Consider the following 26,365-nt stretch of genomic DNA (forward strand, 5'->3'; position numbering starts at 1 on the left):
CCGCCGATGGGTGCTGCTGTCCCGACCTTCCAAAGCGGCTTGGCTAGCTCCTTGATTGGCAGACCGGTCAGGCTACGCCGTACCGGCCAAAATACAAAAAACGTCGTCGGTTGTGAATATTCGATACGCAAGAATGCGACGAGCACCCCAACGGCATGCGCCCCGCGTTCTGCTGGCCACGCTCCAGCGGGCTCTGCCACCACCGCGACAAGGCCCACGACGCCGCTCGGCCAGATCGCGGCCTGGCGCCTGGACGGTAGAGATCCAGGTCACGCCGCGGAGGAGATCCCAGCCGGCCCAGCACGGCGGTCGCGTTGGCGATCGTACGACCATGTCGGACCAGCAGCACCGTTGTCATCGCAGCCCAGCCTACGTCGGGAAAAGGTGCCGGTCAGACGGCCGCGACGAGGCCGGTGGCGACCAGCAGGATGACCGCGACGCCGACCACGATCCGGTACGGCACGAAGACGCTGATCGGGTGCTTGGCGACCAGTCGCAGCAGCCAGGCGATCGAGGCGTACCCGACGATGAAGGACACCACGATCCCGACGATCGTCGGTCCCCAGCCGCCGGTCACGGAGATGTCCTTGCGGGCTTGCACGGCCTCCAGCAGGCCGGCCGGCCGCGCTGAGCGCCGGGATGGCCAGGAAGAACGACAGGCGGGGTGGCCGCGACCCGGTCCAGGTGCCGGAACAGGCCGATCGAGATCGTCGCACCGGACCGGGACACTCCCGGCACCAGTGCGATGCACTGCGCGAGGCCGATGAGCAGCGCGTCCATGATGGTGACCTGGTCCTCATGGCGGACACCGCTGTCGTCCGGCCCGTGCCGACCCAGCGGTTCCGCGGTCAATCGGTTGTGATACCACTCGGCCGCGACCATCACCGCGGACCACAGGATCAGGCCGGCGGCCACGAACCAGAGACTGCGCAGGGCACCGGTGACGATGTCCTTCGCGAGCAGGCCGACGACGGCGATCGGAATCGATCCGACGATGATCGCCCAGCCGAACCGCCACTCCAACTGCTGGCGGGCGTCGGCGGAGAAGATGCCTTTGACGAAGCCAACGACGATCCGGACGATGTCCTTGATGAAGTAGAGGACCGCCGCGAGGATCGCACCGACCTGGATGATCGCGGTGAACGCGGTGACACCCTTGTTGTCGATGGTCAGGCCCATGATCTTCTCGACCACCGTGAGGTGGCCGGTGGAAGAAACCGGAAGGAACTCGGTGACCCCCTCGACGATGCCGAGGATGACCGCCTGGATGTAGTTCAGCTGGTTGGCCGGGTCGCCGGTCACCGCATCCGCGAGAATCATCATTCGCCCACTCCCGCCAGGTCCAGTGCCTCAACCGCGGTCCGCAGCGCGGCGATCCGCTGGTCCATGTCCGCGCCCGAGGGCGAGATGCTGAGCGTTGTGACGCCCAGCTCGGCGTACGCCTGCATCTTCTCGGCTATCCGTTCTTTCGGGCCGATCAACGACGTCGAGTCGACGAACTCGGCCGGCGGCACTGCGGCGGCCGCCTCACGATATTTGCGGTCCAGGAACAGGTTCTGCACCTTGGCGGCGGCGTCCGCGTAGCCCATTCGTACGGCGAGTTGGTTGTAGAAGTTCTTCTCCCGGCTGCCCATGCCGCCGATGTAGAGCGCTGCGTTGGGCCGGAGCGGCTCGGCGCAGGCGGCCAGGTCGTCGCCCACCACCAGGCCCATCGACGGCACCACGTCGAAGCCCTCCATGGTCTTTCCGACCTTTTCCCGGCCGGCCTTCACATAGGCCAGCGACTCGGGCGCGTAGTCCGGCGCGAAGAAGATCGCCAGCCAGCCGTCCGCGATCTCGCCGGTCAACTCCAGGTTCTTCGGGCCGACCGACGCGATGTATACCGGCAGGTCCTGGCGGGCGCCGTGCACGGTGAGCTGCAGCGCCTTGCCGGGGCCGTCGGGTAAGGGCAGCTGGTAGTGCTTGCCGTCGTATCGGACCTTCTTGCGGCTCAACGCCATCCGGAATGTCGACATACTCCCGCGTACGGCCGAGCGGGTGGTCGAAGCGGACGCCGTGCCAGCCCTCGGAAACCTGCGGGCCGGACACGCCGAGGCCGAGTCGGAACCGGCCGCCCGACAGCGTGTCGAGGGTGGCCGCGGTCATCGCGGTGGCCGCTGGCGTACGAGCCGGGATCTGCATGACGGCGGCGCCGATGTCGATCTGGTTGGTCTGCGCGGCGATCCAGGAGAGCACGGTGGGCACATCCGACCCGTACGCCTCGGCCGCCCAGACCACCGAATAGCCGAGTTTGTCGGCTTCCCGAGCGAGGGCCAGGTTGCCCGCGTCGTTCCCGGCTCCCCAGTAACCGAGGTTCACCGCCAGCCGCACGCTTGTCTCCTTCATGCCGATCTTCGGCCGCGAAACCCGTCCCCGGAACAGGACGCGGGGTAACGCCGTGCAGCCTATGGCGGGTCGGTGCACAGTGATCCACCAGGGCGGCGGTAGCGTCCGCGAGCATGGAACTGCGCGCAGCCTCGGCCGCACCGGCCTGATGGTGTCCCGGTTGGCGCTGGGCACGATGACCTGGGGTTCCGACACCGGGGCCGATGACGCGGGGGCTCAGCTCAAGGTCTTCACCGAGGCCGGTGGGACCTTGATCGACACCGCGAACGTCTACGGCGGTGGTGCGGCCGAGCGGATTCTCGGCCAGCTGCTGACCGAGTCGATCGATCGCGCCGAGCTGGTGCTGGCCAGCAAGGCGGTGGCGCGCCCGGACCATCCGCGTCGGTTCGACGCCTCCCGCGGGCACCTGTTGTCGGCGTTGGACGCCTCGCTGGCCCGGCTGGGCACGGACTATCTCGATCTCTGGCAGTTGCACGCCTGGGATGACCGTACGCCGTTGGAGGAGACCCTCGCGGCCGTCGATATCGCGGTCTCCTCCGGACGCGTCCGCTATGTCGGAGTGTCGAACTACAGCGGCTGGCAGACCGCCAAGGCGGCCACTTGGCAGGCCGCCTGGCCGGGCCGTACGCCGCTGGCCTCGGCCCAGGTCGAGTACTCGCTGCTGGCTCGCGGGGCCGAGACCGAGGTGCTGCCGGCCTGCGGGGACGCCGGCATCGGGGTGCTGCCGTGGTCACCGCTCGGCCGTGGCGTCCTCACCGGCAAATACCGCGGCGGCGTACCAGCCGACTCCCGGGCTGCCTCATCCCGTTTCGACCGTTTCGTCGGCCGCTTCCTGGACGACCATTCGGCCGGCATCGTGGAAGCGGTCGCGACCGCGTCGGACGGATTGGGTGTGTCGCCGCTCGCGGTCTCGCTGGCCTGGGTAAGGGACCGGCCTGGGGTGGTGGCGCCGGTGGTCGGCGCTCGTACGGCTGGACAGCTCGTGGTGTCCCTCGACACCGAGGAACTCACGTTGCCGGCCGAGATCACGGCGGCCCTCGACGACGTTTCCTCACCCGTACGCGCTGGTTGACGGTTGGGCGCCGAAAATGCCGCCCCCGAATTCGAGTCTTCGCGGCGGGTGGGACATTTTCGCGCCGCTCCCCTGGAGCGATGAAATGTCCGATTCCGCGGCGACGGCGGATCGCTGGATGGGCTCTCTTGACCGAAAAAAACTGCCGGTGTCGGGGAGACGATCGGGCGGTTAACAGGCAGGATGGAAGCGTGCCTCCACCCGACTACGAGTACGCCCCGCTGCGGATTCCGCCTCATACGGACACCGCGACGGCGCAGACCCAGTTGGCGATCCAGGCCGAGTTCTCCGGCTGGGAGCTGGCGCGGTTGCGGTTGTTCGCGGACGGGACCCGCCAGGTCCTGCTCCGGCGGCGGCGTACGAGCCCGTTGCAACCCGGACTGTCCACCTGACAGCCTGAGGTTGAGGTCGCTGCCCACGCCGACAGCGGCCGGTCTTTTGATGTCCACGCGAGCGGTCACGCGCCGTCGTCGTCGAACGGGTCCCGCTGTTCCGGATCGGCCGGCTGGACCTGCTCGTCGATGCGCATGAGTACGGCCGTACGGCGGCCCCAGCAGGAACGGAAGGTCCTCCTGGTCGTCGTCTTCTGTCAGGTCCAATGGCCGCGGCACCGCGTTGACCATGATCAGGCCGGCGCCGGCCCACAGCTCTGGGATGTCCAGCCCGGCCAGCGAGCCGTCGGCGGCCTGCAGCAGCTCGTAAATCGCCTCGCCCACGTCCGAGATGTCCGCGTCCAGGTCGGACCAGTGCACGTCCGCACCGCCGGCCGAGAAGGTGTCGTTGCGAATGTCGGTGGCGGCGGCGAGCAGGTCATCCACGTTCGGGACCGTGTAGTCGCGGCGCTTGCGAACCGAGACGGTCATGCCGTCGTGCACCAGCGTCGCCGGGTCGGGCTTGCGCCGGGAGGCGCGTACGGGCCGCCAGGGAGTCACCTCGCCGGTGGCGGACCGCAGCCGGGCGCCGTAGACCTCCGACGCGGCGGCGAGCTCGCTGAAAGCCTCCGCGATCGCCGGCTCGTGGCCGGACCGCACAGCGTCCAGGTGCACCTTCGACGCGTGGATGACGCGCTCCAGTGCCACATCGAGATCATCGCTGAATTCGCTCACTCCGAGGCCCTTCCTGCCGGGTTGCGGGGGAACCTGCGACCCTATCGCGATGGAACGGATTGTCGTGGTCGACGGAGCGAACGTGGTGGGGTCGCGGCCGGACGGCTGGTGGAAGGACCGGGTGGGCGCGGCCCGCCGCCTGCGCGATCACCTGGAGGACTGGATCGCCGACCAACCCGAGGGAGTCAGCGGTGTGATCTTGGTCGTCGAGGCGCCGCCGCCCCCGGTCGCCGAGGACGACCGCGGCGACGTGTACGTGCTCGCCGCGCCCGGTTCTGGCGACGACACCATCGTCGAGCGCGCGGAAGCGTCCGCCAGCGTCGGCCCGACCGTGGTCGTCACCGCCGACCGGGCACTGCGAGAGCGGGTCCACGCGGTGGGCGCCGAGACCGAGTCCCCCAGCTGGCTGTGGTCGCAGCTGGACGCTGTGTAAAGGATTACTCCATCTCAACAAATGCTTCAACGTTCCGTTTACAACGTGAGAACGTGCGCAGGTGACCACTGTCCTCACCCGGCCGCGCATGCGCGATGTCCTGGGCAATAGAGAATTCCGCGCGCTCTGGCTGGCAGAGTCGCAGTCCACCGCCGGCGACCAGCTCGCCAAGGTCGCCCTGATGGTGCTCGTCTACTCGCGGACCGGCTCGGCCCTGTGGGCGGCCGGGGTCTTCGCACTGACCTTCCTACCAGCGCTCGCCGGCGGCCTCGGACTGTCCCAGATCGCCGACCGGTTCCCCCGCCGTACGGTCCTCGTGGTCAGCTCGTGCGGCCAAGCCGTCTGCGTGGGGCTGATGGCGGTCCCGGGCATGCCGCTGGTGGTGCTGTGTGTCCTGGTCGTGTTGACCCAGTTCCTGCTGGCGCCGGCCAACGCCGCCCAGAACGCGCTGGCCCGGGAGGTCATCGAGGGCGACGAGACGTACGTCCGATCGCAGGATCTCCGGCGGCAGATCAGCAACAACACGATCCAGCTCGTCGGACTGGCCGGCGGCGGTCTGCTGATCGCCGCCATCGGTACGTCCCCCGCGCTCGCGATCGATGCGGCGACCTGCGTACTCGCCGCCCTGACGGTGTGGTTCCTGCTCTCCCCGCGACCTTCGCCAGGCGGCCAGTTCACCAGCTGGTTCGCCTCCAGCGGCTGGGTCTTCAAGCAGCCGCGGATGCGGGTGATGTTCATCCTGTCGTGGCTGGTGGGGCTGGCGGTGATCGCCGAGGGCCTGGCCGCGCCACTGGCCGACGAACTGCACGCCGGCAGGGCCGCGGTCGGCTGGCTGCTCGCCGCCGACCCGCTCGGGTTCATTCTCGGTGCGTACGTGCTGTCCAGGTTCTTTCACGCTCAGACGCGGCTGCGGATGGTCGGGATCCTGTGTACGGCGTCGCTCACGACCCTGGTGCTCTTCTTCATCAGGCCAAGCCTGCCGGTCGCACTGATCCTGCTCGTGGTGGCCGGCGCCACCGGCGCGTACCACATCTCGGTGATCTCCGCGGTCAGCACGTGGACGCCACCGGAGTTCCGGGGCGGCACCAACGGCGTTTTCCGTACCGGCCTGCGGGTGTCGCAGGGCCTGGGCATCGCGGCCGGCGGTGCCGTCGCTCAGCTGATCGGCTCCAGCGCGATCACGATCGCCGCGCTGGCCTTCGCGGGGCTCTTCATCTCGGTCCCCGCCACCCTCGCCTGGGCGCGCCTGAAGCCGACCATCGAGGCCACCTGAGCAGTCCTCAGGAGTTCTCGACCAGCCGGCGCAGAACCCGTACGCCGAACTTCAGCGCCTCGGTGGGTACGCGCTCATCGACGGCGTGGAACAGTGACGCGAAGTCCAGGTCCGCGGGCAGTTTCAGCGGCGCGAAGCCGTACGAGCGAATGCCGAGGCGGTGCAGCGCCTTGCCGTCGGTGCCACCGGAGAGCATGTACGGGACGGGCCGCGCGCCAGGGTCCTCGGCGATCAGCGCCGCGCCCATCGCGTCGACCAGCGCGCCCTCGAACGGGAACTCCAGCGCCTGCTGGCAGCTGATCCACTCGCGGGTCACGTCCGGGCCGGCGAGTTCGTCGATGATCCGCTCGAACTCCTCCTGCGTGCCGGGCAGGAAGCGGCCGTCGACGACCGCTTCGGCCTTGCCGGGGATGACGTTTGCCTTGTAACCGGCCGAAAGCATCGTCGGGTTCGCGGTGTTGCGCAGGGTGGCGCCGACGATCCTGCTGATGGGGCCGAGCTTGTCCACGGTCAGCTCGGGATTGTCCAGGTCCACCTCGATGCCCAGCTCCGCCGCGGCGGCCCGGAGAAATGCCTCGACGGTGTCCGTTATCTGCAGCGGGAACCGGTGCCGGCCGATCCGGGCCACCGCTTCGGCGAGCGTGGTGACCGCGTTGTCCTCGTGCAGGAACGAGCCGTGCCCGGCCCGGCCGGTGGCCGTCAGCTTCATCCAGCCGATGCCTTTTTCGGCGCCCCCTGGATGGGATAGAGCCGCCGGTCGGAGTCCAGGCTGACGCTGAAACCGCCGACCTCGCTGATCGCTTCGGTGACTCCGTCGAAGAGTTCGGGCCGCGTGTCGACCAAGTGGTGGGCGCCGTACGTGCTGCCAGCCTCCTCGTCGGCGAAGAAAGCGATCACGATGTCCCGCGGCGGGGTCCAGCCGTCCCGGCGCCACTGGCGTACCAGCGCCAGGATCATCGCGTCCATGTCCTTCATGTCCACCGCGCCACGGCCCCACAGGTAGCCGTCGTCGGTGATCTCGCCGGCGAACGGCGGCTGCCGCCAGTCGGCGGCCTGCGCTGGTACAACGTCGAGGTGGCCGTGCAGCAACAGCGCTGGTCTCGAGGAATCCGCGCCGGTCAGCCGGGTCACCACGCTCGCCCGAGTCGGTTCACTTTCGCTGAGGGTGACCTCCAGGCCCACCTCGGAGAGCTTCTCCGCCACGTACTCGGCGGCGACCCGCTCCCCCGCGCGCGCTGGTGGCGGTGTCCCCGGTGTTGCTGGTGTCTATCCGGATCAGGTCGCGACACAGGTCGACAACCTCGTCCTCGGCGGTGACGGTGTTCGGCATGCCCTCGATCCTGGCATGCCGGACCTGCGACCATGTCGGCATGTCGATCACCCTGGACGTGTCCCGCTCCACGGCCGCCTCGCTGGTCAGGGTGGGCGGCCGTTTCATGACCGGCGATCAGCTGGCAACCGCGGCGCGGGCGCAGCTGATTCCGACCACCGGGCTCTACTTCCGCGGCCGGATCGGGGCGGTCGGGGAGGTGCCCTCGCCGGTGGCGACCAGCCTGCTCGGGATTTTCCCGCACTGGCTGGTCGAGCGGATCTGGGCGGAGACCGCGGCCTTTCCGGCGGCTGCCGCGGTGTCCGCGTACGCCGGTGCTTGTACGTCCTGGGGTGCCGAGGCGCTGAGCGGGCTGGAGCGCGCCGACCAGGTGGTGGAGGTGGCCGAGAAGGTCATCGACCGGGCCGAGAGCACCGCGCTGCCGCTGTTCGCCGGCTGGCGGGCCGCCCACCGGCCGGCGGCCGGCCCAGGACGCGCCGGATACGCGTTGATGCTGCTCAGGGAGCTGCGCGGCGGCCTGCACTTCGCGGCGCTGCGGGCCGCGGGTCTGGACATACCGATCGCCGTTATCGGTGACCCCCGACCGGCGGGCTGCCGCGGCTGCGGCAAACGGACTGGCGGCCGGAAGAAATCGAGCAGCTGCAGCGCCGGGCCAGCACCGTACCGGACTTCCAGCGACGCTGGAACGCGGCTGAGGAGACCACCAGCGTCGCGTTCGCCGGCTGCCTGGCCGTCCTCACCGAAACCGAGCTCACCGAGCTGGCAGAGCTGATCATCGAGGCGGACCGCATCTCGGTGAACACGTAGCTCAGCTAGACTTTCTCATCTTTCACTCTAGCCACAGAAGGCTTATATCGGACATACTCCCCCAAGTCACTCTGAGAGTTCTGGGGGATCAGATGAAACGACGGAGCGTCTTATCGATGGCGGCGCTGGCGCCGTTCGCGGTGGCCGGCGCCGCCCGCCCGGCCGCGGCCAGCCCGCCGCCCACGCCCGCGACCAGCGCTCACGAGGTCGAGTTCGGCCACCTGGACCGGCCGGCAGCCGGCCTGACGGCCAGCACCGGAGTGCCCGCCGGCGTACCGACGGCCGGCGAGGCGCCGAAGATGCGGCTCATGCGGTCCGCCGCCGAGGTCCGGTCGGTACGGTACCGCTCCCAGGACATCCCGCCTTTCGCGTTGTTGGGGCTCACTTGGGCGGCGGAGAAGCCCACCGAGCTCTACGCCGGCGAGGTCTCCGTCGCCGCTCGTACGATCGACGCCGCCGGTCGCTGGTCCGGCTGGCAGGCCATCGGTGTCGACGACGCCTTCGACACCGCCGCCCGCGAGCGGACCGGCACCGAGCCGCTGTGGACCGGCAACGCCCGCGGCATCGAGGTCGTCGTCTCCGGCTCTGGCGCCCGCTCGCCGCGGGATATCCGGCTGGCCCTGGTCAACCCGGCCCGGCTGGCCTCCGATCACCAGGTCAGCCAGCGACCGCACCTGATGGACAAGGCCACTCGCCCGGACGTACTCAGCCGGGCGACCTGGAAGGCCGACGAGACGCAGATGCACTGGAAACCGGAGTATTCGGACACCCTCCAGGCCACCTGCCTGCACCACACCGAGACGTCCAACGACTACACGGCCGACGACGTACCAGCCATCCTGCGGTCCATTTATCACTTCCACTCGATCACCAGAGGGTGGGGCGATATCGGCTACAACGCCCTCGTCGACAAGTTCGGCCGGCTCTGGGAGGGCCGCTACGGCGGCATCGACCGGCCGGTCATCGGCGCGCATGCCGGCGGCTTCAACTACCGGTCCGGCGGCATCTCCATGCTCGGCAGCTTCGTCAAGGACGACGTACCGCAGATCATGCGCGACACCGCGGCCACCTGGCTCGGCTGGAAACTCGGCATGTACGACCGGGACGCCCACGGCTCCATCAGCATGACCGGCGGCCCGAACACCATGTACCGCCACGAAGTGACCGTCGTCCTGCCGTCCGTCTGGCCGCACCGGCAGACCAGCAACACCGACTGCCCCGGCGACGGCGGCATGCGGGCCATCCAGAACATCCGAGACCTCGCCTCCCGCGCCATCCAGGGGATCTGAGCTTCACCGACAAGGCGCCGTTCGGCCGCCGTACGAGGCCGCCGGAGGGTCCCAACACTGCGCCAAACCTGGGTTGAGGCGACCGAAACGGGTAAAGTTCGCGCCCAGTCAAGCGAAACCGGGAGCGAGCCGATGGGGAGTCGCCGCCATGTCCTCGCAGCGCTGGGAATCGGTGCCTTGGTAGCCGGATTCGATCCGGGCGCGCGTGCTTGGGCCAGCGATGGCCCCGGAGTGCAGGCGCTGCCGCCACTTGACGGCACTGTCCACCTCGACGATCCGACGCGGCGGCAGGACTCGCAGGACGCCGGGTCGCTATCTGACCCAGCTGCCGCACGCGGTGCTGCGGCCGGGCTCAGTCACTGACGTACAGAAGATGATCCGGTTCTGCCGGCGGCACCGGATCCCAGTCGCCGCTCGTGGGCTGGCGAACACGACGAACGGCCAGGGCCTGGTAAACGGCCTGCTGATCGAGAGCCGATCGCTGGCCGGCATCCGGACGATCGGCGCCGACCACGCCGTCGTCGGCGCCGGCACGACCTGGCTCGAACTGACCAGGGCAGCGCACCCACGTAGCCTGACACCGCCGGCGTTGACCGGTTATATCGGACTCACGATGGGTGGCACGCTGTCGCTCGGCGGCATCCCACCGGCGTACCAGACCGGCGCACAGGTCGACAGTGTGCTGGAGCTCGAGGTCGTCACCGGCACCGGGGAACTGGTCCGGTGCTCGGCCAGCCATCGCCGCGAGCTTTTCGAGGCGGTGCTGGGCGGACTCGGTCAGTTCGGCATCATCACCGAAGCGACCGTACGACGACTGGTCGCCGCGCCCACGAACGTACGGGGACACGAGCTGTCCTACACCGATCCGTCGGCTTTCTTCGAGGACGTCCGGACATTGGTACGCCGTGGGGAAATCACCGAGATCTATGGCGACTGGTGGCGTCCCGGTGAGCACGGGGAGACCTACCACCTCAACGCGTTCACCTTCTACGACACGGATAATCCACCGGACGACGCCCATTTGCTGCGCGGCCTGACGCAGCTACCGGACCGCGCCGTGGTGACCGAGAACGATTATCTCTCGCACGTCACCCGCATCGACGTCGCCGTCGACCAGCTGCGCGAGGCGCTCGACTGGGACAACCGGATCAAGCCGTGGGTGACGTTGTGGCTGCCGGAGTCGACCATTGAGGCGTACGTACGAGATGTCGTGCCGTCCTTGCGGCCACCCGATGTCGGGGACGCTGGATTCGTGCTGATGTACGTCCACCGGCGCTCGAAGCTGACCCGGCCGTCGCTGCGGCTGGCCGACGAAGATGGCAGCGACTGGGTTTATCTCTTCACCTTGATGACCTCCGGCGCGGTCGGCGACGTGGCGTTCGGTCACGAGATGGTCCGGCGGAACAGGCACCTTTACGACAAGGCGCGTGCGCTGGGAGGCCGGCGCTATCCGATCGAGTCGGTTGATTTTGATCGAACCGACTGGACCCGCCATTACGGCGATCGCTGGCCGGAGTTGGTGGCGTTGAAGGAAAAGTCGGACCCTGCTGGATTGCTGACACCTGGTCCTGGAGTGTTCGGCCAAGACCTGCCGTTTTAGCGGAACATCGGTGAAGCGGATCTGAAGCGGCATTGTACGACGGTTCGGTGCGACTGGGGCATCCATCTCCCCAGTCGCACCTTTCCAGGTCCACGAGCGAAAGGATACGACCTATGCGCACAGCCCTGAACGCCGTCGCCGATCGCCTTGTCAGCTTCGTCGCTCCCCGTACCGGCGCCTGCGACGGCGAGATCGTCTACCGATGCAACGCAAGGAACGAGCTTCGGCTCCCGGCGCGGTGGCTATTTCGACGGCAACGCAGTCCTTGGTGTCGTCGTACGCACAATGCAATCGTCATAGCCGCCCTCAAATACCGGCGCGGGACCTGAATCGGGGATGGCTGAGGCCAGTACTCGCTCTAGTACGGCCAGGGAGCGGGTCCGGTGCTGGATGTCCGATACCAGCCGCTCACGGACAACAAGCAGGTTCTTCACCAGCGCGGGGGCGGCATCGTCGGTAGCGCCGGTCATGCACGGCAGGGCTTCGATAACGCAACTGCTCCTCATGCCGGTCGAAAAAAGCAGCTGAATGGTCGCCACCCGTGACACGTCCGAGGCGGCGAAACAACGGTAGCCGTTCGCGTCGCGGGTGGGCGCCAGCAGGCCCTGCTCCTGGTAATAGCGCAACGCCCGAACGCTGACACCGGTGCGGCGAGCCAGTTCGCCGATCTTCATGTCGCCGTCCTCACAACGCTTGACCATCACGTCAACGTGACCCTTTAGCGTTCGCAACATGACCGACACCACCACCTATTCCCCGACCAATCCCCTGCTGCGCCCGTACGACTCGGCCGCGTTACATTTGCCGAACCGCATCGTGATGGCCCCGATGACCCGCGGACGCGCCGATGCGGCAGGCGTACCGCACCCACTCGCCGCCGCCTACTACGCGCAGCGCGCCAGCGCCGGCCTGATCGTCACCGAAGGAATCTGGCCGATCTCGACCGGCATCGGTGGGCCGGGATTGCCTGGCCTGGCCACCGCCGCCCAGGTGGCCGGATGGCGGACCGTCACCACGGCCGTACACGCCGCAGGCGGTCGGATTTTCGCGCAGTTGTGGCACGTCGGGCGGGTCAGCCACCCGTCCGTCCAGCCCGGCAGGGCGGCGCCGCTCGCGCCGTCGGCGGTCCGGCCGCCGGGACAATTGCACGTACCAGGCGGGAAGGCCGACTACGTGACACCCCGGGCGATGGCGCTCGCTGAGATCGCCGAAACCGTGCGGTCGTACGCGGACGCTGCCCGGAACGCACTGGCCGCCGGGTTCGACGGCGTCGAAGTCCACGCGGCGAACGGCTACCTGCTCCAGCAATTCCTCGGAGACAACACAAATCTGCGCTCGGACGCGTACGCCGACGGCCGCCGGTTCGTGATCGAGGTGGTCGACGCGGTGACCGGCGCGATCGGGGCCGCCCGGGTCGGGCTTCGACTGTCGCCCGGAAACACCGAGAACGACGTGCACGAATCTGATCCCGGAGCGCTCTACGCACCGCTGGTGTCCACATTGGACTCGCGCGGCCTGGCGTACCTTCATCTGTCGGAAAAAGGCCGTTATCCAGCGATCACTGAGTTACGCCAAGTCTGGTCAGGAACGCTGATCGGCAACTACGATCCGCCGGAGCCGACCAACCCCGCGACCGGTGAACTGTTGCTGGCCTCCGGAGCGGCCGATCTGGTCGCGTTCGGGCGGCTGTTCCTTGCCAACCCCGACTTGCCGATCCGGATAGCGGTCGGTGCACCGCTTGCCGAAGCCGCGGAAGCCACCCACTACACCCCTGGCCCCAGCGGCTACGCCGACTACCCGGCGATCGACCTGGTCGACGCGTACGACCCGATCAACGGTATGTGACTGCGCCGCATTCATCACTGACCCTGAGGTGCCGATGCCCGTACCCAAAGGTCAACTTAGCCCAGTGTTAGCCCAGTGTTAGCGCGCACCCGGGAAAACTCGGCTTCCGTCCATCTACGACGGGAGACACCGTGACCAAAACCCTCGGCCTCGTGAGCGACCGGCTGCTGACTCTGTTCGTACCGAAAACCACCGCAAGCGCGTGTGCCTGCAACGACTATTACTGCACGAGGTACGGCTGTCCGGCCGGCTACATCCGCGACTGTCGCGACAACTGCGACTGCAGCAAGACCGTTTGTGGCGTCTGCTACCGCGGTTACTGCTGAGAAAACCCATTATCACCACCGGTTCTCCCCCAGTGGCCGGTTGGTCACTGGGGACCTTTTCGCAGGCGCACCAGTACTCAGGAGCACCAAATGTCCGCAGTTGTCGCCGCGGTCGCCGTTGTCGGCGCTCTCAGCGTGGTCAACCTCTTGTTATGTATCGGAATCGTACGCAGGCTTCGCGAGCACACCGAAATCCTCAACACCCAACTCGGTGACAGTGGCCAGAACCGCCGCCCCGCGCCGATGTACGCCACGGGCCAGCGCATCGCGGAGTTCACCGCCACCACCGTCGACGGCGCGGACCTCAGCCGCGCCCTGATGACCGGCACCACGATGGTTGGCTTTTTCACCCCGGGGTGCTCGCCGTGCAAGGAGCGAATGCCGCTGTTCATCGAGCAGGCCGCGAACCATGACCGCGATCAGGTCCTCGCGGTTGTTGCCGGCACGCCGGATGCCTCAGCCGAGTACGTCGCGAAGCTCGCGCCAGTCGCTCGGGTCGTACGCGAGAACGACAACGGCCCGGTCGCCGCGGCGTCGGCGTAGACGGTTTCCCGTCCTTCGCGCTCGTTGACGCTGACGGGCTCGTACTCGCCAGCGGCAGCAAGCTTGGTGCGCTGGCGATCCCCGTCCCAGCATGATCGGGCTCAGCGTTGCCCAGTTCGGCTTTGTCCTGCTCGGCCTGGTTCTGCTCGGCGTCGTCGGTGCCGTCCTGGTCGTACGGGGCGCGGCTCGTCGCGGTCACGGTCGTGGGCGAAAGCATGGCGCCGACGCTGAGTCCAGGCGACCGCGTACTCGTGGTCAAAGTACCGCTTCGTTGGATACGCCGCCGGCAGCTCGTCGTTTTTCGCGCCACCAGCGGAGTTGGCCGATGACGATCCGCCGTGGCTGATCAAACGCGCGGTCGCGCTCCCCGGAGACGTGGTGCCGGCGGAGGTTCCGCACCTCGCCGGCGCACGCGTACCAGCCGACCGTTTTGTGGTGCTCGGCGACAACTCGGCGCGCAGCTACGACTCACGGCGGGTCGGCTATCTGCATGCCGACACACATTGCTTGGTGTTGTCGTACGCCGTTTGCAAGCATAGCGGCCAAAGATTTGTCCTGTAACCCCGAGGAAAGTGGAGGATTCCATGTCCATCACGAAACTGTCCGATGCCATGGTCCGGTGGCTGGTGCCACAAACGACCGCGGCCGCGTGTATTCAACCCGATGGTTGTGACGCCTGTCGTCCCAATCCCCGGGTCTGCTACAACCACCGCTGGACAGTCTTCTACTACCAGCACCTGGCCTACAACTGCCTCGGTCAATGCGTCTTGCACAGAACGACCGAATGCAAGGCGCCGGTGGTCGGCGGGACCTGCTGACAACGGCACGGATTTGTCGAATTATCCCAACGGAAGGGGAAAGAATGTCCATCACAAAACTGTCCGACGCGGTGGTTCGGTGGCTGGTGCCACAGACGACCGCGGCCGCATGTATTCCGCCTGAGCCGTGCGACAACTGCGTTCCTGGCTTTGTGTGCGATGCGAACCGCAGGCGCTACGAGGCGCTCATCTCGCACAAGGTGAACAACTGCAACGGCCAGTGCACGATCGGCAAGACGACGGTTTGTTCGGTAGGAAAATTTGTCGGAGCCTGCCTGTAAAAGAAACAGGTGACTGCTAGCAACACAGGTGAGCACGTCCGGACCGGACGTGCTCACCTTTACTATTGCACTGTTGCCGGCTGATATCCCTGTCCCTGAAGCGTAAACAGCCGTGCATAGACGCCGCCGCACGCCATCAGGTCGTCGTGGTCGCCTCGCTCGGTGATCCGTCCGCCGTCGAGTACCACGATGTGGTCGGCATTGCGCAAGGTGCCGAGTCGATGCGAAATGAGGATGGACGTACGGCCGCTGCGAAATTCCGTGAGCGTCTGGTGAATGTGATGCTCGGCCTCGGCATCCAGCCCCGAGCTCGGCTCGTCGAGGATGAGCAGGCTGGCACGGTCACGCATCAATGACCGCGCGAGTGCCAGGCGTTGCCATTGGCCGCCAGAAAAACTGACACCGGCTTCCTGCTCGTCTTCGTCGTCTTCGGCGAAGAAAAAAATCCGACTGAGCATCGTGTCGTAGCCGCGCGGCATCGCTGCGATCGCGTTATCAATATCCGCGCGTACCGCAGCAGCACGAATCGCATTCATGTCGTCGTACCGAGACAGGTCACCCAGACCGATGTTGTCGCGGGCCGGCAGGTCGTACGACATGAAGTCCTGAAACGTGGCGGCGAGCCGCAGTCGCAGCGATTCTGGTGAGATCTGCTGCAGATCGATGCCGTCCCACAGGATTCGGCCCCGTTCGGGTTCGTAGAACCGGCACAGCAGTTTGATAAGCGTACTTTTGCCAGCACCGTTGACGCCGACGATCGCAAGGGAACTGCCGGCGGCGATCTCGAAGCTGACGCCGCGCAGGATCCACGGACCGTCCGGATGGTAACGGAACCAGACGTCGTCGAACCGTACGCAGGTGCTCAGGTCTGGAGCGACCAGCTCGCCGCTGGCTGACCGCCGGCAGCGCCATCACCTCCAGATAGCGTTGGAAAGACTTGAGCGACTCGACCACGGACCCGATCCGCCCGACCAGATCCGACAGCGCGGCTTGTACGCTCCCGACGGCCGCCATGAACAGCAGCACATCGCCAGGCGTCAGCTCACCGCGTACGACCCGCAGCGCGACGATCGCCACTGCGACGCCGGAGATCACCGCGCCGAGCAGGCTCAGGCCGGACTGCACGACCGTTGTCCGACCGGCCAGCCCGAGCGTGACCTCCTGCGAGCGGCGCAGCGCATCGAGTTGGAGGCCGCGGAAATGGTCGCCGAGGCCAAACAGCCGCACTTCCTTCGCGGCCTGTTCGCTGGTCAGCAGCATCCGGTAGAAAAAATCGCCGCCGTTGCAGCGGCGAGATCGCCAGGCTGGCCACCACTTGGCGGTTGGCCAGCATGATCTCCGCCACCAGACCAGGAACCGCTGCAACCAGCAACACGACCGCAAGTGCGGGCCACACACGACCGCGACAATGCCGAGAAAGCTGAGGATCGAGATGACCGCGCGAGTGCTGCCTTCGGCGAAGTCGTTGATGCTGCTGGGGCCGTGTGACGCTGCGCTCTCGGCGACCATGAGGTTGTCCTGGAAGCCAGGGTCCTCGAGGTAGCGCAGGCCGACGAATCCGCAGACCTTCTCGAAGAGGTCGCTCTCGGTGCGCAAGGTGATGGCGGCGTTGTGCCTGCCGAGAAGGTACGTTGTCAGCTGTTGACCGAGCAGTCCGACGGCCGCTGCGATCGCGGCCGCGACGGCGTAGAACACCACATGAGCGGCCTGGCCGGACCGTCCCAGCGCCAACTCATCAACGAGCAGCTTGCCGTACCAGGCGGCGACTGGCGCGCTGGCCGCGATGACCAGGGTCAGGGCGAGCCGGCCGATCGAGCAGCGGGCCGATGCTCGCCAACCCAGCACGAGAGCAGACCAGCCTGCCGCGAGAAGAGCGGCAGGGCTGGTCGGGAGGTTGTTGCGCTTCACGCTGGTACGTGGTCAGGCAGTACGTCGGCATATTTGATCGACGATGCGACGACCACTCCGTCCTTGATTCGCGCAGCAGTCGGATAGCCGCGGCTGCCGAACGCGTCCTCGACGCCGGCCGTGCCGTCGAAGGCCGCGATCGTCCCGATCCCGGCAAGCTTCGTGAGCATTGTGTCGAGCTCCGGCTCGTCCGGCTCGGCCCGCAGCAGGATGAACGTACGCTCCGGTAGGTCGGCACGGTCCTTCTCGAGCTTGGCCGCGGTTTCCTTGCAGGGCTGGCAGCTCGGCGACATCATCAGCACCAGCGACTCGCCGCTGCTGAGGTCCGCCTCGGTGACGGCCGTCCCGTCGACGGAGGTGACGGCGAAGGCGCCGACCGTCGCGCCGACCGCAGGTAGCTCAGGCTGTGCCTCGTTTTCTTTGTCTGATGCCATCGTACGGAGGCGGCGGACGACACCGAGCAGGATGAACAGATTGAGCAGGGTGAGGACGGCGAGCAGGCCCACCGCGACAGCCATAGCAGCCATGAGGAATCCAATCAGCGAGGCGAAAGCAGGAACGCGAAGTCGTCTAACCGGGTCATGACAATGGCAAGTACGGCACCGACGGCGACGGCGACCGCGGCGGTCACCAGGTCAGCTGGGACATCCGGTCCTAGACTCGCGGCGACGGCAGCGCCAAGCAGCAACAACCCGTTTCGTACCGCGTGGATCGGCGCGATCGTCGTACTCGACGAGCCAAAACACGCGCAGGTGACCTTCAACCGGCGGCGCAGGATGAGCACTGTTCCGGCGGTGAGTACGGCCATAAGGACGGTCGCCAGCCCGGCGCCGACGACCACCGTCCATGGGAGCAGCAAGAGCACGGCCGAGGTGGCCTCGCCGACGATCAACAGACCACCGACCCAACCGGCCTGCCGGCCGATGCCAAGCTGCGTAAGCATGTCGCTGAGGCCGCGCCGGCCGCTGGGCGTCAGCTTGCTGACCGAGCTCCAGCCGAGAACAACAGCCAGCAGCACCCGCAGGGTCAGCGCCGCTGTCGACATTCATTCCTCCACGCCGCAGGGGCCCATCGGCCCAGGATCACCGGCAGGAATATGCGCAGGAGCCGCTAACTTTTCGCTAACAACCAGCTATCCGCAGCACCAGCGCGGTCGCCAGGTCTGCCGCAGTGCTCATCGGTTTCACCACCGAACACGATCTCGTGACGGGCGGCGACAACGGCGTCCAACGCTGCCGGCGGATGCACGATGAGATGGGAAAGTCCGGTTCGACGATGAGCAGCAGCTGACGTAGGACTCGACTATTGCCAACAGAATCATGGCGCGCGTCATTCAGCGCAACACCATCACCATCTCTACCGTCTCGCGCAACTTGTCGCGCGCCGTCATTGTTGTTTGGGTGTGGTGTATAGCTCGTACCCGAGCTTTCCGTCGTCGACACGTGTCACAGTGTCACTCACCAGGACATTCTGGTCAGTGTCCCGACTGAACACGTAGCCGACATCCCAGATCCCGCCGTAGTTGCAGACCTGCCCTCCCGGGCAGAACTTGATCAGGATCCTGATCGTGATACTCCGGCCGTTCTCGTCTATCGGACCGTTGATCCGCTGGGTCAGCACCTCATGCCGAGCCGTCAAGCCGACGGCGTTGGTGATCGGGAACGCATCCACCAGCCAGGAACTCACCCAGGCGTTCTTGCATGCCGTGATGGCGATGCTCACGTCGCCGTACCGCACCTGCCCCGTCTTTATTCCGGGATAGAAGTTCATCTGCGAGGGAGTGGCACAGTATCCTTGCGAACTTCCGGACGATGGTGCGGATCGCAGGACAGTGACCGTCGCGAAGACCAGCAACAGGGCCGCGCACGCCGCAGCCACCATAAACGGACCCGAGTACTTTCTCAGCAATGGCATTCCTCAGAAGTCGTCGCGAGCAGCTGGTAACAGATATCTCGGCTGTCCAGCGCAGAAGAAGAAATGACGAAGATTCACAGTTGGCGATCGACGGCGCCAGTCACGATCGATAACCCACCCTCCAGTTCCTATACCGCGAACTGAACAAGCTACCTGCCTTGGCCGATGTTCGACCTCCCAGTTCTGGCGAGTCGAACAGCCGCGACCACATTCGAGGGTCTTTGATGGCGATTGCCGCGCAGTACGTTCCAATCTCGACCACATACAGTAACTTGACCGTCCGGAAGCTGGGATCCTTTTACTGGCCGCAAAACACCATGCCCCGAATATCCACGACAACGTGGTGGCGGTGTTCAGAAAACCGGGATACTGGTCGTGCCGTTAACGAAACCGAGAGTGGTGGGCCACGGATCGCCGACGGCGGGTGGCCGGGTTTCGCCGAAGGGCGTATACCAGCGACGGGGTGACGGTTCGCTTCGGGCGAGGGTGAGTTTCGTCGACGGGGTCAGCGAGACAGTCCAGCCAGCCTGGACGTCGCTTCGCTCCTTCGATCCGCCCAACAGGGATCAGGAAGTCGACGATGAACTGGGACGCGGGGGGTACTGCGTCCCAGTTCGTCTCGTGAGTCGTCGTTCAGCACCGTGTGCATATCAGGTGACGGACGCTCAGCGGTGGCTGAGCCTGTCGGTCAGTCGATGCCTTCGATGATGCGGAAGTCGCGCTGGAAGCCGTCGGGAAGGGCCACCAGCGCGTCCTGGTAAGCCTCGCTCTCGTACGCCGCGACGGCCTGTTCGAAGCTGTCGAACTCGATCAGAACGACGCGTTGCGTGATTCCGGCTTCGTGGGCGACGACTCGGCCGTCACGGGCCAGGACCCGTCCGCCCCCAGCTTGGACGGCCGGACGAGCCAACTTGTTGTAGGCAATCAGCGTCTCAGGGTCGGAAATAGCGGGGTAGACACTGACCCAGTAGCCCCCTTGGCCATGGAAACCTCCTGTGTTCGGCCGGACACGTCCGACTTCGAATTCACGCTCAGATCGCTCGATCCCGGCGACGGATCCCCTCCCGCGCCGAGTGCGGGGTGAGGCGCGGTGTTCGGGACGAGAGATACATAAAGCATTCATATAAATATTGTATGCTTCACCTATGAGCCGTCAAGACGCTACTCGTAGCGCTTCCGCTGCAATCGGATCGACCCTCTATGGGCTGGCCACCAGGGCTGTGAGACGCCTTCCGCGCGATATGAGCATCACGTCCGCCGCCACCCTGGCCACCCTGGACAGGTCCGGCCCGCGACGCATCACCGATCTGGCCGTGATCGAGGGTGTCACCCAGCCCGCGATGACCGTCCTGGTCCGGGTGATGGAGGAGTCCGGACTGGTCGAGCGGAGGGGCGACGCGTCCGACAAGCGGGTCACGCTGGTGTGTCTGACCAAAGCCGGCACGTCGTACGTTCAGACACGGCATCAGACGGGCGTCGATGCATTCGCGCGGCTGATCGACGAACTCACCGACGACGAGGTCGAGGCCCTGGTGGCGGCGCTTCCGGCGCTGGCGCACCTGGCAGAGCTCGAAAGCCAGGACCAAGAAGGGTCGAAGCGGTGACGGAGCGCACCCTGGAGCGCTCCGAGGCGCGGCTGCTGGTCCCCGCCCTGATCTTGATCGCCCTGGTCGTGGCGGCGGTCGCCAGCCTCGGGGCGCCGCTGATCACCAGTGTGGCGACCACGTTCCACGTCTCGCTCGACAGCGCGCAGTGGACGCTGACCGTCCCACTGCTGAGCGGCGCCGTCGCCACGCCCGTCCTGGGCCGGCTCGGAGCCGGCCCGTACCGACGGGCCACGATCCTCGCCACGCTGGCGATCGTCGTCGCCGGCAGTACGCTCACCGTGCTGCCGCTGCCGTTCGCCTGGCTGCTGATCGGCAGGGCGACCCAAGGCGTCGGGCTCGGTCTGACGGCGCTGATGATGGGCGTGGCCCGGGACCATCTTCCCGAGGACCGCGGCACGGCGACGATCGCCCTGATCTCGGTGGTCTCGATCATCGGCGCCGGCGTCGGCTACCCGCTCACCGCGCTGTTCGCCGAGATCGGCGGCGTGCGGGCCGCCTACGGCTTCGGTCTGTTCGTCACCGCTGTCGCCTTCCTGACCGCTTGGCGTTCGATACCCGCGGCTCCCGAAGGCCGGTCCGCTCACGTGAACGTGGCGGGCACGCTCGCCCTGGCGGGCGGACTGTTCCTCGTCCTGTTCCTGGCCGGCCAGAGGAGCCTGTGGAGCCGTCACCTCGCCGTGGCGGTGGTTCTCGCCGTAGCCGCCGTGCCCCTGCTGTGCGTCTGGACCACCTCCGAGCTGCGCAGCAAGACGCCACTTGTCGATGTCCGTGCGGTACGGCACCCGGCGGTCGCCGGAGCGAACATCGCCATGTTCGTCGGCGGGAGCGGCATGTACCTCCTGCTCACGCTCATCACGCGGTACGCGCAGACGCCGCACAGCGCCGGCTACGGCTTCGGACTGACAACCTTCGTCGCCGGGCTGGTCCTCGTCCCGTTCTCGGTGCTGGGGTTCGTCGCCGGCAAACTCACGCCGCGGGTTCGGACGCTGATCGACGCACCCGTGCTTCTGGCCGGCAGCGCGGTCATCGTCGGCGGCGGGTTCGTCCTCTTCGCCACGGCCCGGTCAAACCTGGCCGAACTGCTCGTCGCGATGGGTGTGCTGGGCCTGGGCGTCGGCAGCTTCTCCGCCGCAATGCCCGGCGTCATCCTGGCCGTCACACCCAAGAGCGAGACGTCGAGCGCGATGAGCTTCAACTACGTCGTCCGCAGCGTCGGGTACTCCCTCGGCAGCGCGATAGGCGGCCTGGTCCTGGCCACCGGCACCGACACCGGTCATCTCTTCCCGAACGACCACGCCTACACCACCGCAGCGCTGGTCGGCATCGCCGCGATGGCGTCACACGACGCTGGCCCGCCTCGCTCTCGCCCCGCCAACGCCCGCCCGAGATCAACCCCACCGCGGTCGCGAGCTGGGGCAGACCCGCCTCCGGCGGGCAGACGACGACTGTGACGCAACGAGGGCACGGTCAGCGGCGCCACTACGGCGCTGCCGCTCACGGCGACCACCTCGCACCGCGAAGCACCCGAAACGGGCGGAGTTGATAGTTTCGGGTGTCCAAGTGTGCTTGAACACCACACGTCGTTTGTGGCAGATATGCCAAACCTGTGTGTCCGAGGGGGGACTCGAATACGTATCCATGTGGATAATCGCAGTGCCTCACGTGTCAATGCGCCGTACTGGTGGTCAACGTCTCCCCTGCGAATTCTGAACGCATGGCAACTCCGCGGTCCCCTCCCCGCTTGCCAATGCGACAGTCAGAAGCGGCCGACGTGCCTGACGTGGCAACGTTGGCAACTGCGCGCGAAAATTCGCAGCACCTATCTGTCGACCACATGTGGAATCGACTGATGATTGATCCTGGTGGACAAATGATGTCGGTCTTGTCTTTTTCGGAGGCTCGTTCTGTTGGTCTGCCCAGCATCTCGGAGCTATCGACTTCCTGCGTTACGGACGAGGTCGATCGCTGAGCCGGTGATCGCTCGCTCGCCGGTGATAAGACTGGCGACGGCTCCGACAAACAGTGTGGTTTGGATTGTGGCAAACCCTTGAGCCTGTAGGGATATACCGGGAAGGAACGGAAGCGCGAACGCGAGCCCAGCGAGCGCAACTGCACCACCGATCCTGTTCCAGGCCTTTGTCAGCGCCGCTAACCGGGGACTCCGCACGTCCGTTTCTTGCCGATCAGGCCATCGCCCTTGCGCAAGCAGGATCACATCTGCACAAACCACATTGAGCAGAACACGGAAGTCGCGGTAGGACGCAGCTGCGAGCATTGACCGCTCATACCCCTTCATCCTTTCTTCGACAGCGACCGCAGCTCTTCGGAACCACCGCCGATCCTCGGCGTTGCCGCCCAAGGACCTGACACTTCGGGAGACCTGACGTACCAACTGTAGCCTGACAAAACGCATACTTCGGACCACAACGCGTCGCTGTCTGGGCCTCATCCAGACGCGCCGACACTCATCGAGTTGCTCCAGAGCTTGCAGACACACGATGAGGGCATCGAATCGCGGCGAGAGCGCGCGTCGCCTCCGGTCATGTAGGACTTCGCTGATCCATGCCCACAGCGGCGAAAGCGTCAGCGACGACGTGAAGAAAATTGTCAGAAACACTAACACTGCCCACGACGCAGGCTGAACAAATCGGTCCAAGTCGGCTAACCGCGGATCGATGGATCGATAGAAAATGCGAAAGGATTCTGAGGCTGATGATTTTGACAACCAGAACTGGCATGAACACAGCACAGCGATACTCACGCTGCGAGGACGGGGAAGGAACTGCAGCATCTCAGTCAGCTGCCCAATCACCATCCAGGAAAGCCAGAGTTCGAAAACCGCCGCGACACTCATCCAGAAGACTGCGCCGCTGCCCATGCGATTGACCTGCTCGATAGCAAAGATCACCCATACGGCCGCGACGAAGGTCAGGACTGTCGCTAATCCGGCTGATATGACGAAAAATTCGTAGCCGGACCACCAGTCCCAGCGGGCCGACTCTCGCACGGCTGCACGGCGGACTGCATGCCGGATGGATGGCTCCTCGACATGAGGATCGAGGCGATAAGTGCGAACCAGGTGGATCCAACTCGAATATCTCGATCGTGCCCTTTCCAGAAGATCCACGTCCATGTTTGCTCACCCACCTTTCGGCGTGGTACGGAGGCGCGAATGCGGCAACCCCGACACCGACACACCGGGCATCGCAGCCACCCACGCGACTCCTGACTGCGTCGTCAGGCAGGAAGGTCAGACTGCGGCTCGAATGAACATCCGGGGCGGACCCCGAGCATTGGTCGGGACAAACATCGGCTCCTTGCCCACACCGAACAGACGCATCAGGTCCCGCTCGGCAACACCACTCACATGCGACTCCTGCAGCACTCCACCACGTGATTGTCGCATCGCCAAGCGCTACAATTCGTACAATTCCGAAAACTCGATAGGTCATCCGTAGATCAAACACAACATGCTGGTCAGGGCGATCTCGCCGGCAGACTAGATAGAGGGTCGCATGACCACTGCTCCCGTCGATGCCTACCGCGTCGACACCAGCCGCCGATCACCCAACTGATGGTCGGCCGCTGTGTGCTTGCTCGCCGTCTATTTTCTGCTCCCCCACTCGTGTGTACGGGTACTAAGTAGTTGTGGGTAGGGCCAGATACGTGAACGTCACGCCCGAGCGGTACACGTGCTGCTGGATCCAGGTGGCGCTCATGTGAGGCTGTCCTGCCATGCCGTGTGCAGGTCGGCGAATGGTCCGTGCTCGTTGAGGAGTTCGCCGGGCGTGCCGTCCTCGACGATCCGCCCGTCGGCCATCATCAGCACCCGGTCCGCGATGTGCACAGTGGACAGGCGGTGGGCAATGACCAGAGCCGTGCGTCCATGCAGCACCGTGTTCATCGCATGCTGGACCAGTCGTTCGCTGGGCATGTCTAGGGAGGGTGTGGCCTCGTCGAGGATCACTACGGCGGGGTCGGCTAACAGCGCCCGGGCCAGCGCCACCAACTGCCGCTGTCCGGCGGAGACCCGGTGTCCACCGGCCTGGATGTCCGTGTCGTACCCGTCAGGCAGGGCGCAGATGAACTCGTGCGCACCGATGGTCCCGGCCACCTGTTCGATTTCCTCGCTGTTGGCGTCGGGTCGGCCCAGTGCGATGTTCTCGGCGATGGTGCCGGAGAAGATGAAGGCTTCCTGGGTCAGCATCACTACGGCACGACGCAGCTCGGCCGTGGTGAGGTAGCGCAGGTCAACTCCGTCGAGCAGAACACGACCGTGGGTAGGGTCGTAGAAGCGGGCCAGCAATTTGGCCAGGGTGGTCTTGCCCGCACCGGTGGCTCCAACAACGGCCACAGTCTGCCCGGGGACGAGGGTCAGGTCGAATCGTGGCAGCACCTCGCTCCCCGTGTGGTAGGCGAAGGCGACCGACTCGAAGACAACGCCACGGCCCCGTTGCCTGGAGGAGGAGGTGCTCGGCGAGAGAGAGCGTCTGGGGCGATGCCGGCTCAGGTACGGAGGCTCGCTGGGCCAGCAAGGCCGCAATCTTCGAGAGAGACGCGACGGCTGACTGGTAGGCGTCCAGGACGCCACCCAGTTTGAGCGGGTCGTCGTACAGACGGCGCAGGTAGAGCACGATGGCGGCGAAGGCACCCAGATCCAGGTCATGCCCGGCTACCCGGAAAGCACACCACATGACCAGGACAGCGATCCCAATGTTGGCCACCAACCGGGACGAGGTCACATAGCGTCCCATCACAAGCGCGGAGTCACCGTTGATGCGGGCGTGCCGACGGTTGATCCGCATGAAGGACCGGTCGTTGGAGGTCTCCAGCCGAAAGGTCTGCACAGGGTGGATGTTGGTGAACGTCTCCGCGTATTTTGCTGTGACAGCGGCGGTCGCGGTCGACCGCTCGCGGTAGACCTGGTACGCCCGGCGCCGGAAGTCGCGGACGGTCAGGTATAGCGGGCCGCCCACCGGATGGCCGCCAGACCCAGCGGCCAGTCCAGGTAGAGCAGGGTGACAGAGACGTAGATGGTCGTCAGGACTGCACCGACGATGTCCTCGAGGCCGCCTGTGAGCAGGTTGCGCAACGCCTGCACGTCGCTGGTGGCCCGGGAGGTCAGCCGACCGGAGGTGTAGCGCTGGTGGAAGTCGATACTTAGCGCTTGCGCGTGGGTGAAGATCCGGCTGAGCAGGTCGGCGATTAGATCCTGACCAACCCGGGCTTCGGCCCGTACGAAGGCATATTGGAAAACTGCCGAGGCTACCGCAGACAGCAGGTATCCGAAGCAGACCGCCAGTAGCGGGCCGTATTGGTGGGCGCGAACCGCCGGAATCACGTGGTCGATCGCATACGCGACTAGCAGCGGGCCCAACTGGGAGATCGCGCGCTGGACAATCAGCAGCAGGCCGGCCAGCACCACGCGGCGACGATGCGGGCGCAGCAAGGACGCCAACAGCGCGCGCGACGCGTCCTCAGGTGCGGGCAGCAGATCCTGCGTGAAGAGGTCGAGGGCAGCACGCGCGGATGCATTCGGTGCCTGCGTCTCGCTGACACGGTCGGCGCCCGCCGCGGCGAGAGGGTTCGGAAGCGTCATGACGTTTTCGCCCCCCCTTGCCTGTGCCGCCGCCCAGTGTCAGAGGCTCGATCCCCGACATGAGGAGGGCATAGTCGGGGTTGGTCTTAAGCAGCTCCCTGTGGGTGCCTACGGCGGCGACAACTCCATCGCTGAGCAGGGCGACCCGGTCGGCCAACAGTGCCGTCGAGGGCCGATGGGCCACGATCAGGGCCGTTGTGGTGGCCAGTACCTGCCGCAAGGCCCTTTC

25 protein-coding genes and 2 pseudogenes are annotated in these 26,365 nt (G+C 66.1%); 14 read left to right on the forward strand and 13 right to left on the reverse strand.

Translation table 11 applies throughout. The features are described from left to right. Positions 1-391: 391 nt before the first annotated feature. From GNX96_RS54260 to GNX96_RS22550, 3 genes and pseudogenes are all read right to left on the reverse strand, one after another. Positions 392-577: an undecaprenyl-diphosphate phosphatase gene (locus GNX96_RS54260; RefSeq protein ID WP_279581180.1), complete on the reverse strand. Its 186-nt coding sequence runs from the start codon at positions 575-577 to the stop codon at positions 392-394. After that, positions 574-1,323 carry an undecaprenyl-diphosphate phosphatase gene (locus GNX96_RS22545; protein ID WP_279581181.1) on the reverse strand — a complete coding sequence of 250 codons (750 nt, stop codon included), beginning with the start codon at positions 1,321-1,323 and terminating at the stop codon, positions 574-576. The genes GNX96_RS54260 and GNX96_RS22545 overlap by 4 nt, the downstream gene beginning before the upstream one ends. After that, positions 1,320-2,385 (reverse strand): annotated as a pseudogene (locus GNX96_RS22550) (LLM class F420-dependent oxidoreductase). The gene GNX96_RS22545 and the pseudogene GNX96_RS22550 overlap by 4 nt, the downstream one beginning before the upstream one ends. Before the next feature lie 148 nt (positions 2,386-2,533). Between GNX96_RS22550 and GNX96_RS22555 the strand changes: the two are divergent. From GNX96_RS22555 to GNX96_RS22570, 4 genes are all read left to right on the forward strand, one after another. Next, on the forward strand, positions 2,534-3,457 hold the full coding sequence (locus tag GNX96_RS22555) for an aldo/keto reductase (RefSeq protein WP_279581184.1): 924 nt from the start codon (positions 2,534-2,536) through the stop codon (positions 3,455-3,457). A gap of 191 nt (positions 3,458-3,648) precedes the next feature. Beyond that, the gene (locus GNX96_RS22560) at positions 3,649-3,849 is read left to right on the forward strand and encodes a DUF5703 family protein (RefSeq protein WP_163569593.1); all 201 of its coding nucleotides are present in this window, start codon (positions 3,649-3,651) and stop codon (positions 3,847-3,849) included. 763 nt (positions 3,850-4,612) lie between these two features. Beyond that, positions 4,613-4,996 (forward strand): NYN domain-containing protein, encoded by a 384-nt coding sequence (locus GNX96_RS22565; protein WP_163569594.1) that lies wholly within the window; start codon positions 4,613-4,615, stop codon positions 4,994-4,996. Positions 4,997-5,057: 61 nt separating this feature from the next. Beyond that, the gene (locus GNX96_RS22570) at positions 5,058-6,269 is read left to right on the forward strand and encodes an MFS transporter (RefSeq protein WP_279581185.1); all 1,212 of its coding nucleotides are present in this window, start codon (positions 5,058-5,060) and stop codon (positions 6,267-6,269) included. A gap of 7 nt (positions 6,270-6,276) precedes the next feature. Here the strand turns inward: GNX96_RS22570 and GNX96_RS22575 are convergent. Continuing rightward, positions 6,277-7,599, reverse strand: a pseudogene (locus GNX96_RS22575) (M20/M25/M40 family metallo-hydrolase). On the opposite strand from GNX96_RS22575, the gene GNX96_RS22580 reads away from it, so the two are divergent. The 3 genes from GNX96_RS22580 (at position 7,598) to GNX96_RS22590 (ending at position 11,295) form a co-directional block, all read left to right on the forward strand. Then, positions 7,598-8,371, forward strand: coding sequence for a helix-turn-helix domain-containing protein (locus GNX96_RS22580; RefSeq protein WP_163569595.1), 774 nt, complete (start codon positions 7,598-7,600; stop codon positions 8,369-8,371). The pseudogene GNX96_RS22575 and the gene GNX96_RS22580 sit on opposite strands and share 2 nt — an antisense overlap. A gap of 151 nt (positions 8,372-8,522) precedes the next feature. Continuing rightward, positions 8,523-9,695 carry an N-acetylmuramoyl-L-alanine amidase gene (locus tag GNX96_RS22585; protein ID WP_163569596.1) on the forward strand — a complete coding sequence of 391 codons (1,173 nt, stop codon included), beginning with the start codon at positions 8,523-8,525 and terminating at the stop codon, positions 9,693-9,695. A gap of 250 nt (positions 9,696-9,945) precedes the next feature. Next, the gene (locus tag GNX96_RS22590) at positions 9,946-11,295 is read left to right on the forward strand and encodes an FAD-binding protein (protein WP_163569597.1); all 1,350 of its coding nucleotides are present in this window, start codon (positions 9,946-9,948) and stop codon (positions 11,293-11,295) included. Between the two features lie 242 nt (positions 11,296-11,537). Here the strand turns inward: GNX96_RS22590 and GNX96_RS22595 are convergent, their stop codons facing one another. Then, the gene (locus GNX96_RS22595; RefSeq protein ID WP_279581186.1) at positions 11,538-12,029 is read right to left on the reverse strand and encodes a MerR family DNA-binding transcriptional regulator; all 492 of its coding nucleotides are present in this window, start codon (positions 12,027-12,029) and stop codon (positions 11,538-11,540) included. On the opposite strand from GNX96_RS22595, the gene GNX96_RS22600 reads away from it, so the two are divergent. The 5 genes from GNX96_RS22600 (at position 12,028) to GNX96_RS22625 (ending at position 15,108) form a co-directional block, all read left to right on the forward strand. Then, positions 12,028-13,140 carry an alkene reductase gene (locus tag GNX96_RS22600; RefSeq protein ID WP_163569598.1) on the forward strand — a complete coding sequence of 371 codons (1,113 nt, stop codon included), beginning with the start codon at positions 12,028-12,030 and terminating at the stop codon, positions 13,138-13,140. The two genes, GNX96_RS22595 and GNX96_RS22600, sit on opposite strands and share 2 nt — an antisense overlap. 131 nt (positions 13,141-13,271) lie before the next feature. Beyond that, a complete protein-coding gene (locus GNX96_RS22605) occupies positions 13,272-13,466 on the forward strand; it encodes a hypothetical protein (protein ID WP_163569599.1) in 195 nt (64 codons plus the stop codon). A gap of 90 nt (positions 13,467-13,556) precedes the next feature. Next, the gene (locus GNX96_RS22610; RefSeq protein WP_163569600.1) at positions 13,557-14,009 is read left to right on the forward strand and encodes a TlpA family protein disulfide reductase; all 453 of its coding nucleotides are present in this window, start codon (positions 13,557-13,559) and stop codon (positions 14,007-14,009) included. Between the two features lie 318 nt (positions 14,010-14,327). After that, positions 14,328-14,570: a S26 family signal peptidase gene (locus tag GNX96_RS22620; RefSeq protein WP_163569602.1), complete on the forward strand. Its 243-nt coding sequence runs from the start codon at positions 14,328-14,330 to the stop codon at positions 14,568-14,570. A 301-nt stretch (positions 14,571-14,871) separates the two neighbouring features. Continuing rightward, the gene (locus GNX96_RS22625; RefSeq protein WP_163569603.1) at positions 14,872-15,108 is read left to right on the forward strand and encodes a hypothetical protein; all 237 of its coding nucleotides are present in this window, start codon (positions 14,872-14,874) and stop codon (positions 15,106-15,108) included. 62 nt (positions 15,109-15,170) lie between these two features. Here the strand turns inward: GNX96_RS22625 and GNX96_RS22630 are convergent, their stop codons facing one another. The 5 genes from GNX96_RS22630 to GNX96_RS22650 all read right to left on the reverse strand — a co-directional run bounded on the left by GNX96_RS22630 (position 15,171) and on the right by GNX96_RS22650 (position 20,053). Then, positions 15,171-15,989 (reverse strand): ABC transporter ATP-binding protein, encoded by an 819-nt coding sequence (locus GNX96_RS22630; RefSeq protein ID WP_163569682.1) that lies wholly within the window; start codon positions 15,987-15,989, stop codon positions 15,171-15,173. A 1,023-nt stretch (positions 15,990-17,012) separates the two neighbouring features. Then, on the reverse strand, positions 17,013-17,543 hold the full coding sequence (locus tag GNX96_RS22635; RefSeq protein ID WP_163569604.1) for a TlpA family protein disulfide reductase: 531 nt from the start codon (positions 17,541-17,543) through the stop codon (positions 17,013-17,015). Positions 17,544-17,554: 11 nt separating this feature from the next. Next, complete coding sequence (locus GNX96_RS22640) at positions 17,555-18,061, reverse strand: MauE/DoxX family redox-associated membrane protein (RefSeq protein WP_163569605.1); 507 nt, start codon at positions 18,059-18,061, stop codon at positions 17,555-17,557. 341 nt (positions 18,062-18,402) lie between these two features. Next, positions 18,403-18,753: a hypothetical protein gene (locus GNX96_RS22645; protein WP_279581187.1), complete on the reverse strand. Its 351-nt coding sequence runs from the start codon at positions 18,751-18,753 to the stop codon at positions 18,403-18,405. An 865-nt stretch (positions 18,754-19,618) separates the two neighbouring features. Continuing rightward, positions 19,619-20,053 (reverse strand): DUF1330 domain-containing protein, encoded by a 435-nt coding sequence (locus GNX96_RS22650; RefSeq protein WP_163569607.1) that lies wholly within the window; start codon positions 20,051-20,053, stop codon positions 19,619-19,621. A gap of 118 nt (positions 20,054-20,171) precedes the next feature. Here GNX96_RS22650 and GNX96_RS22655 point away from each other — a divergent pair, with 118 nt between their 5' ends. Further along, positions 20,172-20,534 carry a MarR family winged helix-turn-helix transcriptional regulator gene (locus tag GNX96_RS22655; RefSeq protein WP_163569608.1) on the forward strand — a complete coding sequence of 121 codons (363 nt, stop codon included), beginning with the start codon at positions 20,172-20,174 and terminating at the stop codon, positions 20,532-20,534. Continuing rightward, positions 20,531-21,988, forward strand: coding sequence for an MFS transporter (locus GNX96_RS22660; RefSeq protein ID WP_279581188.1), 1,458 nt, complete (start codon positions 20,531-20,533; stop codon positions 21,986-21,988). The genes GNX96_RS22655 and GNX96_RS22660 overlap by 4 nt, the downstream gene beginning before the upstream one ends. A 479-nt stretch (positions 21,989-22,467) precedes the next feature. Here GNX96_RS22660 and GNX96_RS22665 read toward each other — a convergent pair whose 3' ends face one another. The 3 genes from GNX96_RS22665 to GNX96_RS54275 all read right to left on the reverse strand — a co-directional run bounded on the left by GNX96_RS22665 (position 22,468) and on the right by GNX96_RS54275 (position 26,136). Then, the gene (locus GNX96_RS22665) at positions 22,468-23,670 is read right to left on the reverse strand and encodes a hypothetical protein (RefSeq protein WP_163569609.1); all 1,203 of its coding nucleotides are present in this window, start codon (positions 23,668-23,670) and stop codon (positions 22,468-22,470) included. Positions 23,671-24,252: 582 nt separating this feature from the next. After that, positions 24,253-24,933: an ABC transporter ATP-binding protein gene (locus GNX96_RS54270; RefSeq protein ID WP_279581189.1), complete on the reverse strand. Its 681-nt coding sequence runs from the start codon at positions 24,931-24,933 to the stop codon at positions 24,253-24,255. 558 nt (positions 24,934-25,491) lie between these two features. Beyond that, on the reverse strand, positions 25,492-26,136 hold the full coding sequence (locus GNX96_RS54275; RefSeq protein WP_279581190.1) for an ABC transporter transmembrane domain-containing protein: 645 nt from the start codon (positions 26,134-26,136) through the stop codon (positions 25,492-25,494). Positions 26,137-26,365: the final 229 nt, after the last annotated feature.

The sequence above is a fragment of the Fodinicola feengrottensis genome (assembly GCF_010993775.1).
GTDB lineage: Bacteria > Actinomycetota > Actinomycetes > Mycobacteriales > HKI-0501 > Fodinicola > Fodinicola feengrottensis.

Excerpts from the sequence above, each read along its gene's own strand:
- GNX96_RS22610 (WP_163569600.1), top strand. The coding sequence starts at position 13,557 with ATGTCCGCAGTTGTCGCCGCGGTCGCCGTTGTCGGCGCTCTCAGCGTG.
- GNX96_RS22625 (WP_163569603.1), top strand. The coding sequence starts at position 14,872 with ATGTCCATCACAAAACTGTCCGACGCGGTGGTTCGGTGGCTGGTGCCA.
- GNX96_RS22655 (WP_163569608.1), top strand. The coding sequence starts at position 20,172 with ATGAGCATCACGTCCGCCGCCACCCTGGCCACCCTGGACAGGTCCGGC.
- GNX96_RS22595 (WP_279581186.1), bottom strand. The coding sequence starts at position 12,029 with ATGTTGCGAACGCTAAAGGGTCACGTTGACGTGATGGTCAAGCGTTGT.
- GNX96_RS22640 (WP_163569605.1), bottom strand. The coding sequence starts at position 18,061 with ATGTCGACAGCGGCGCTGACCCTGCGGGTGCTGCTGGCTGTTGTTCTC.
- GNX96_RS22585 (WP_163569596.1), top strand. The coding sequence starts at position 8,523 with ATGGCGGCGCTGGCGCCGTTCGCGGTGGCCGGCGCCGCCCGCCCGGCC.
- GNX96_RS22555 (WP_279581184.1), top strand. The coding sequence starts at position 2,534 with ATGGTGTCCCGGTTGGCGCTGGGCACGATGACCTGGGGTTCCGACACC.
- GNX96_RS22580 (WP_163569595.1), top strand. The coding sequence starts at position 7,598 with ATGCCCTCGATCCTGGCATGCCGGACCTGCGACCATGTCGGCATGTCG.
- GNX96_RS54275 (WP_279581190.1), bottom strand. The coding sequence starts at position 26,136 with ATGACGCTTCCGAACCCTCTCGCCGCGGCGGGCGCCGACCGTGTCAGC.
- GNX96_RS22600 (WP_163569598.1), top strand. The coding sequence starts at position 12,028 with ATGACCGACACCACCACCTATTCCCCGACCAATCCCCTGCTGCGCCCG.
- GNX96_RS22565 (WP_163569594.1), top strand. The coding sequence starts at position 4,613 with ATGGAACGGATTGTCGTGGTCGACGGAGCGAACGTGGTGGGGTCGCGG.
- GNX96_RS22650 (WP_163569607.1), bottom strand. The coding sequence starts at position 20,053 with ATGAATGCTTTATGTATCTCTCGTCCCGAACACCGCGCCTCACCCCGC.
- GNX96_RS22665 (WP_163569609.1), bottom strand. The coding sequence starts at position 23,670 with ATGGACGTGGATCTTCTGGAAAGGGCACGATCGAGATATTCGAGTTGG.
- GNX96_RS22545 (WP_279581181.1), bottom strand. The coding sequence starts at position 1,323 with ATGATGATTCTCGCGGATGCGGTGACCGGCGACCCGGCCAACCAGCTG.
- GNX96_RS22635 (WP_163569604.1), bottom strand. The coding sequence starts at position 17,543 with ATGGCTGCTATGGCTGTCGCGGTGGGCCTGCTCGCCGTCCTCACCCTG.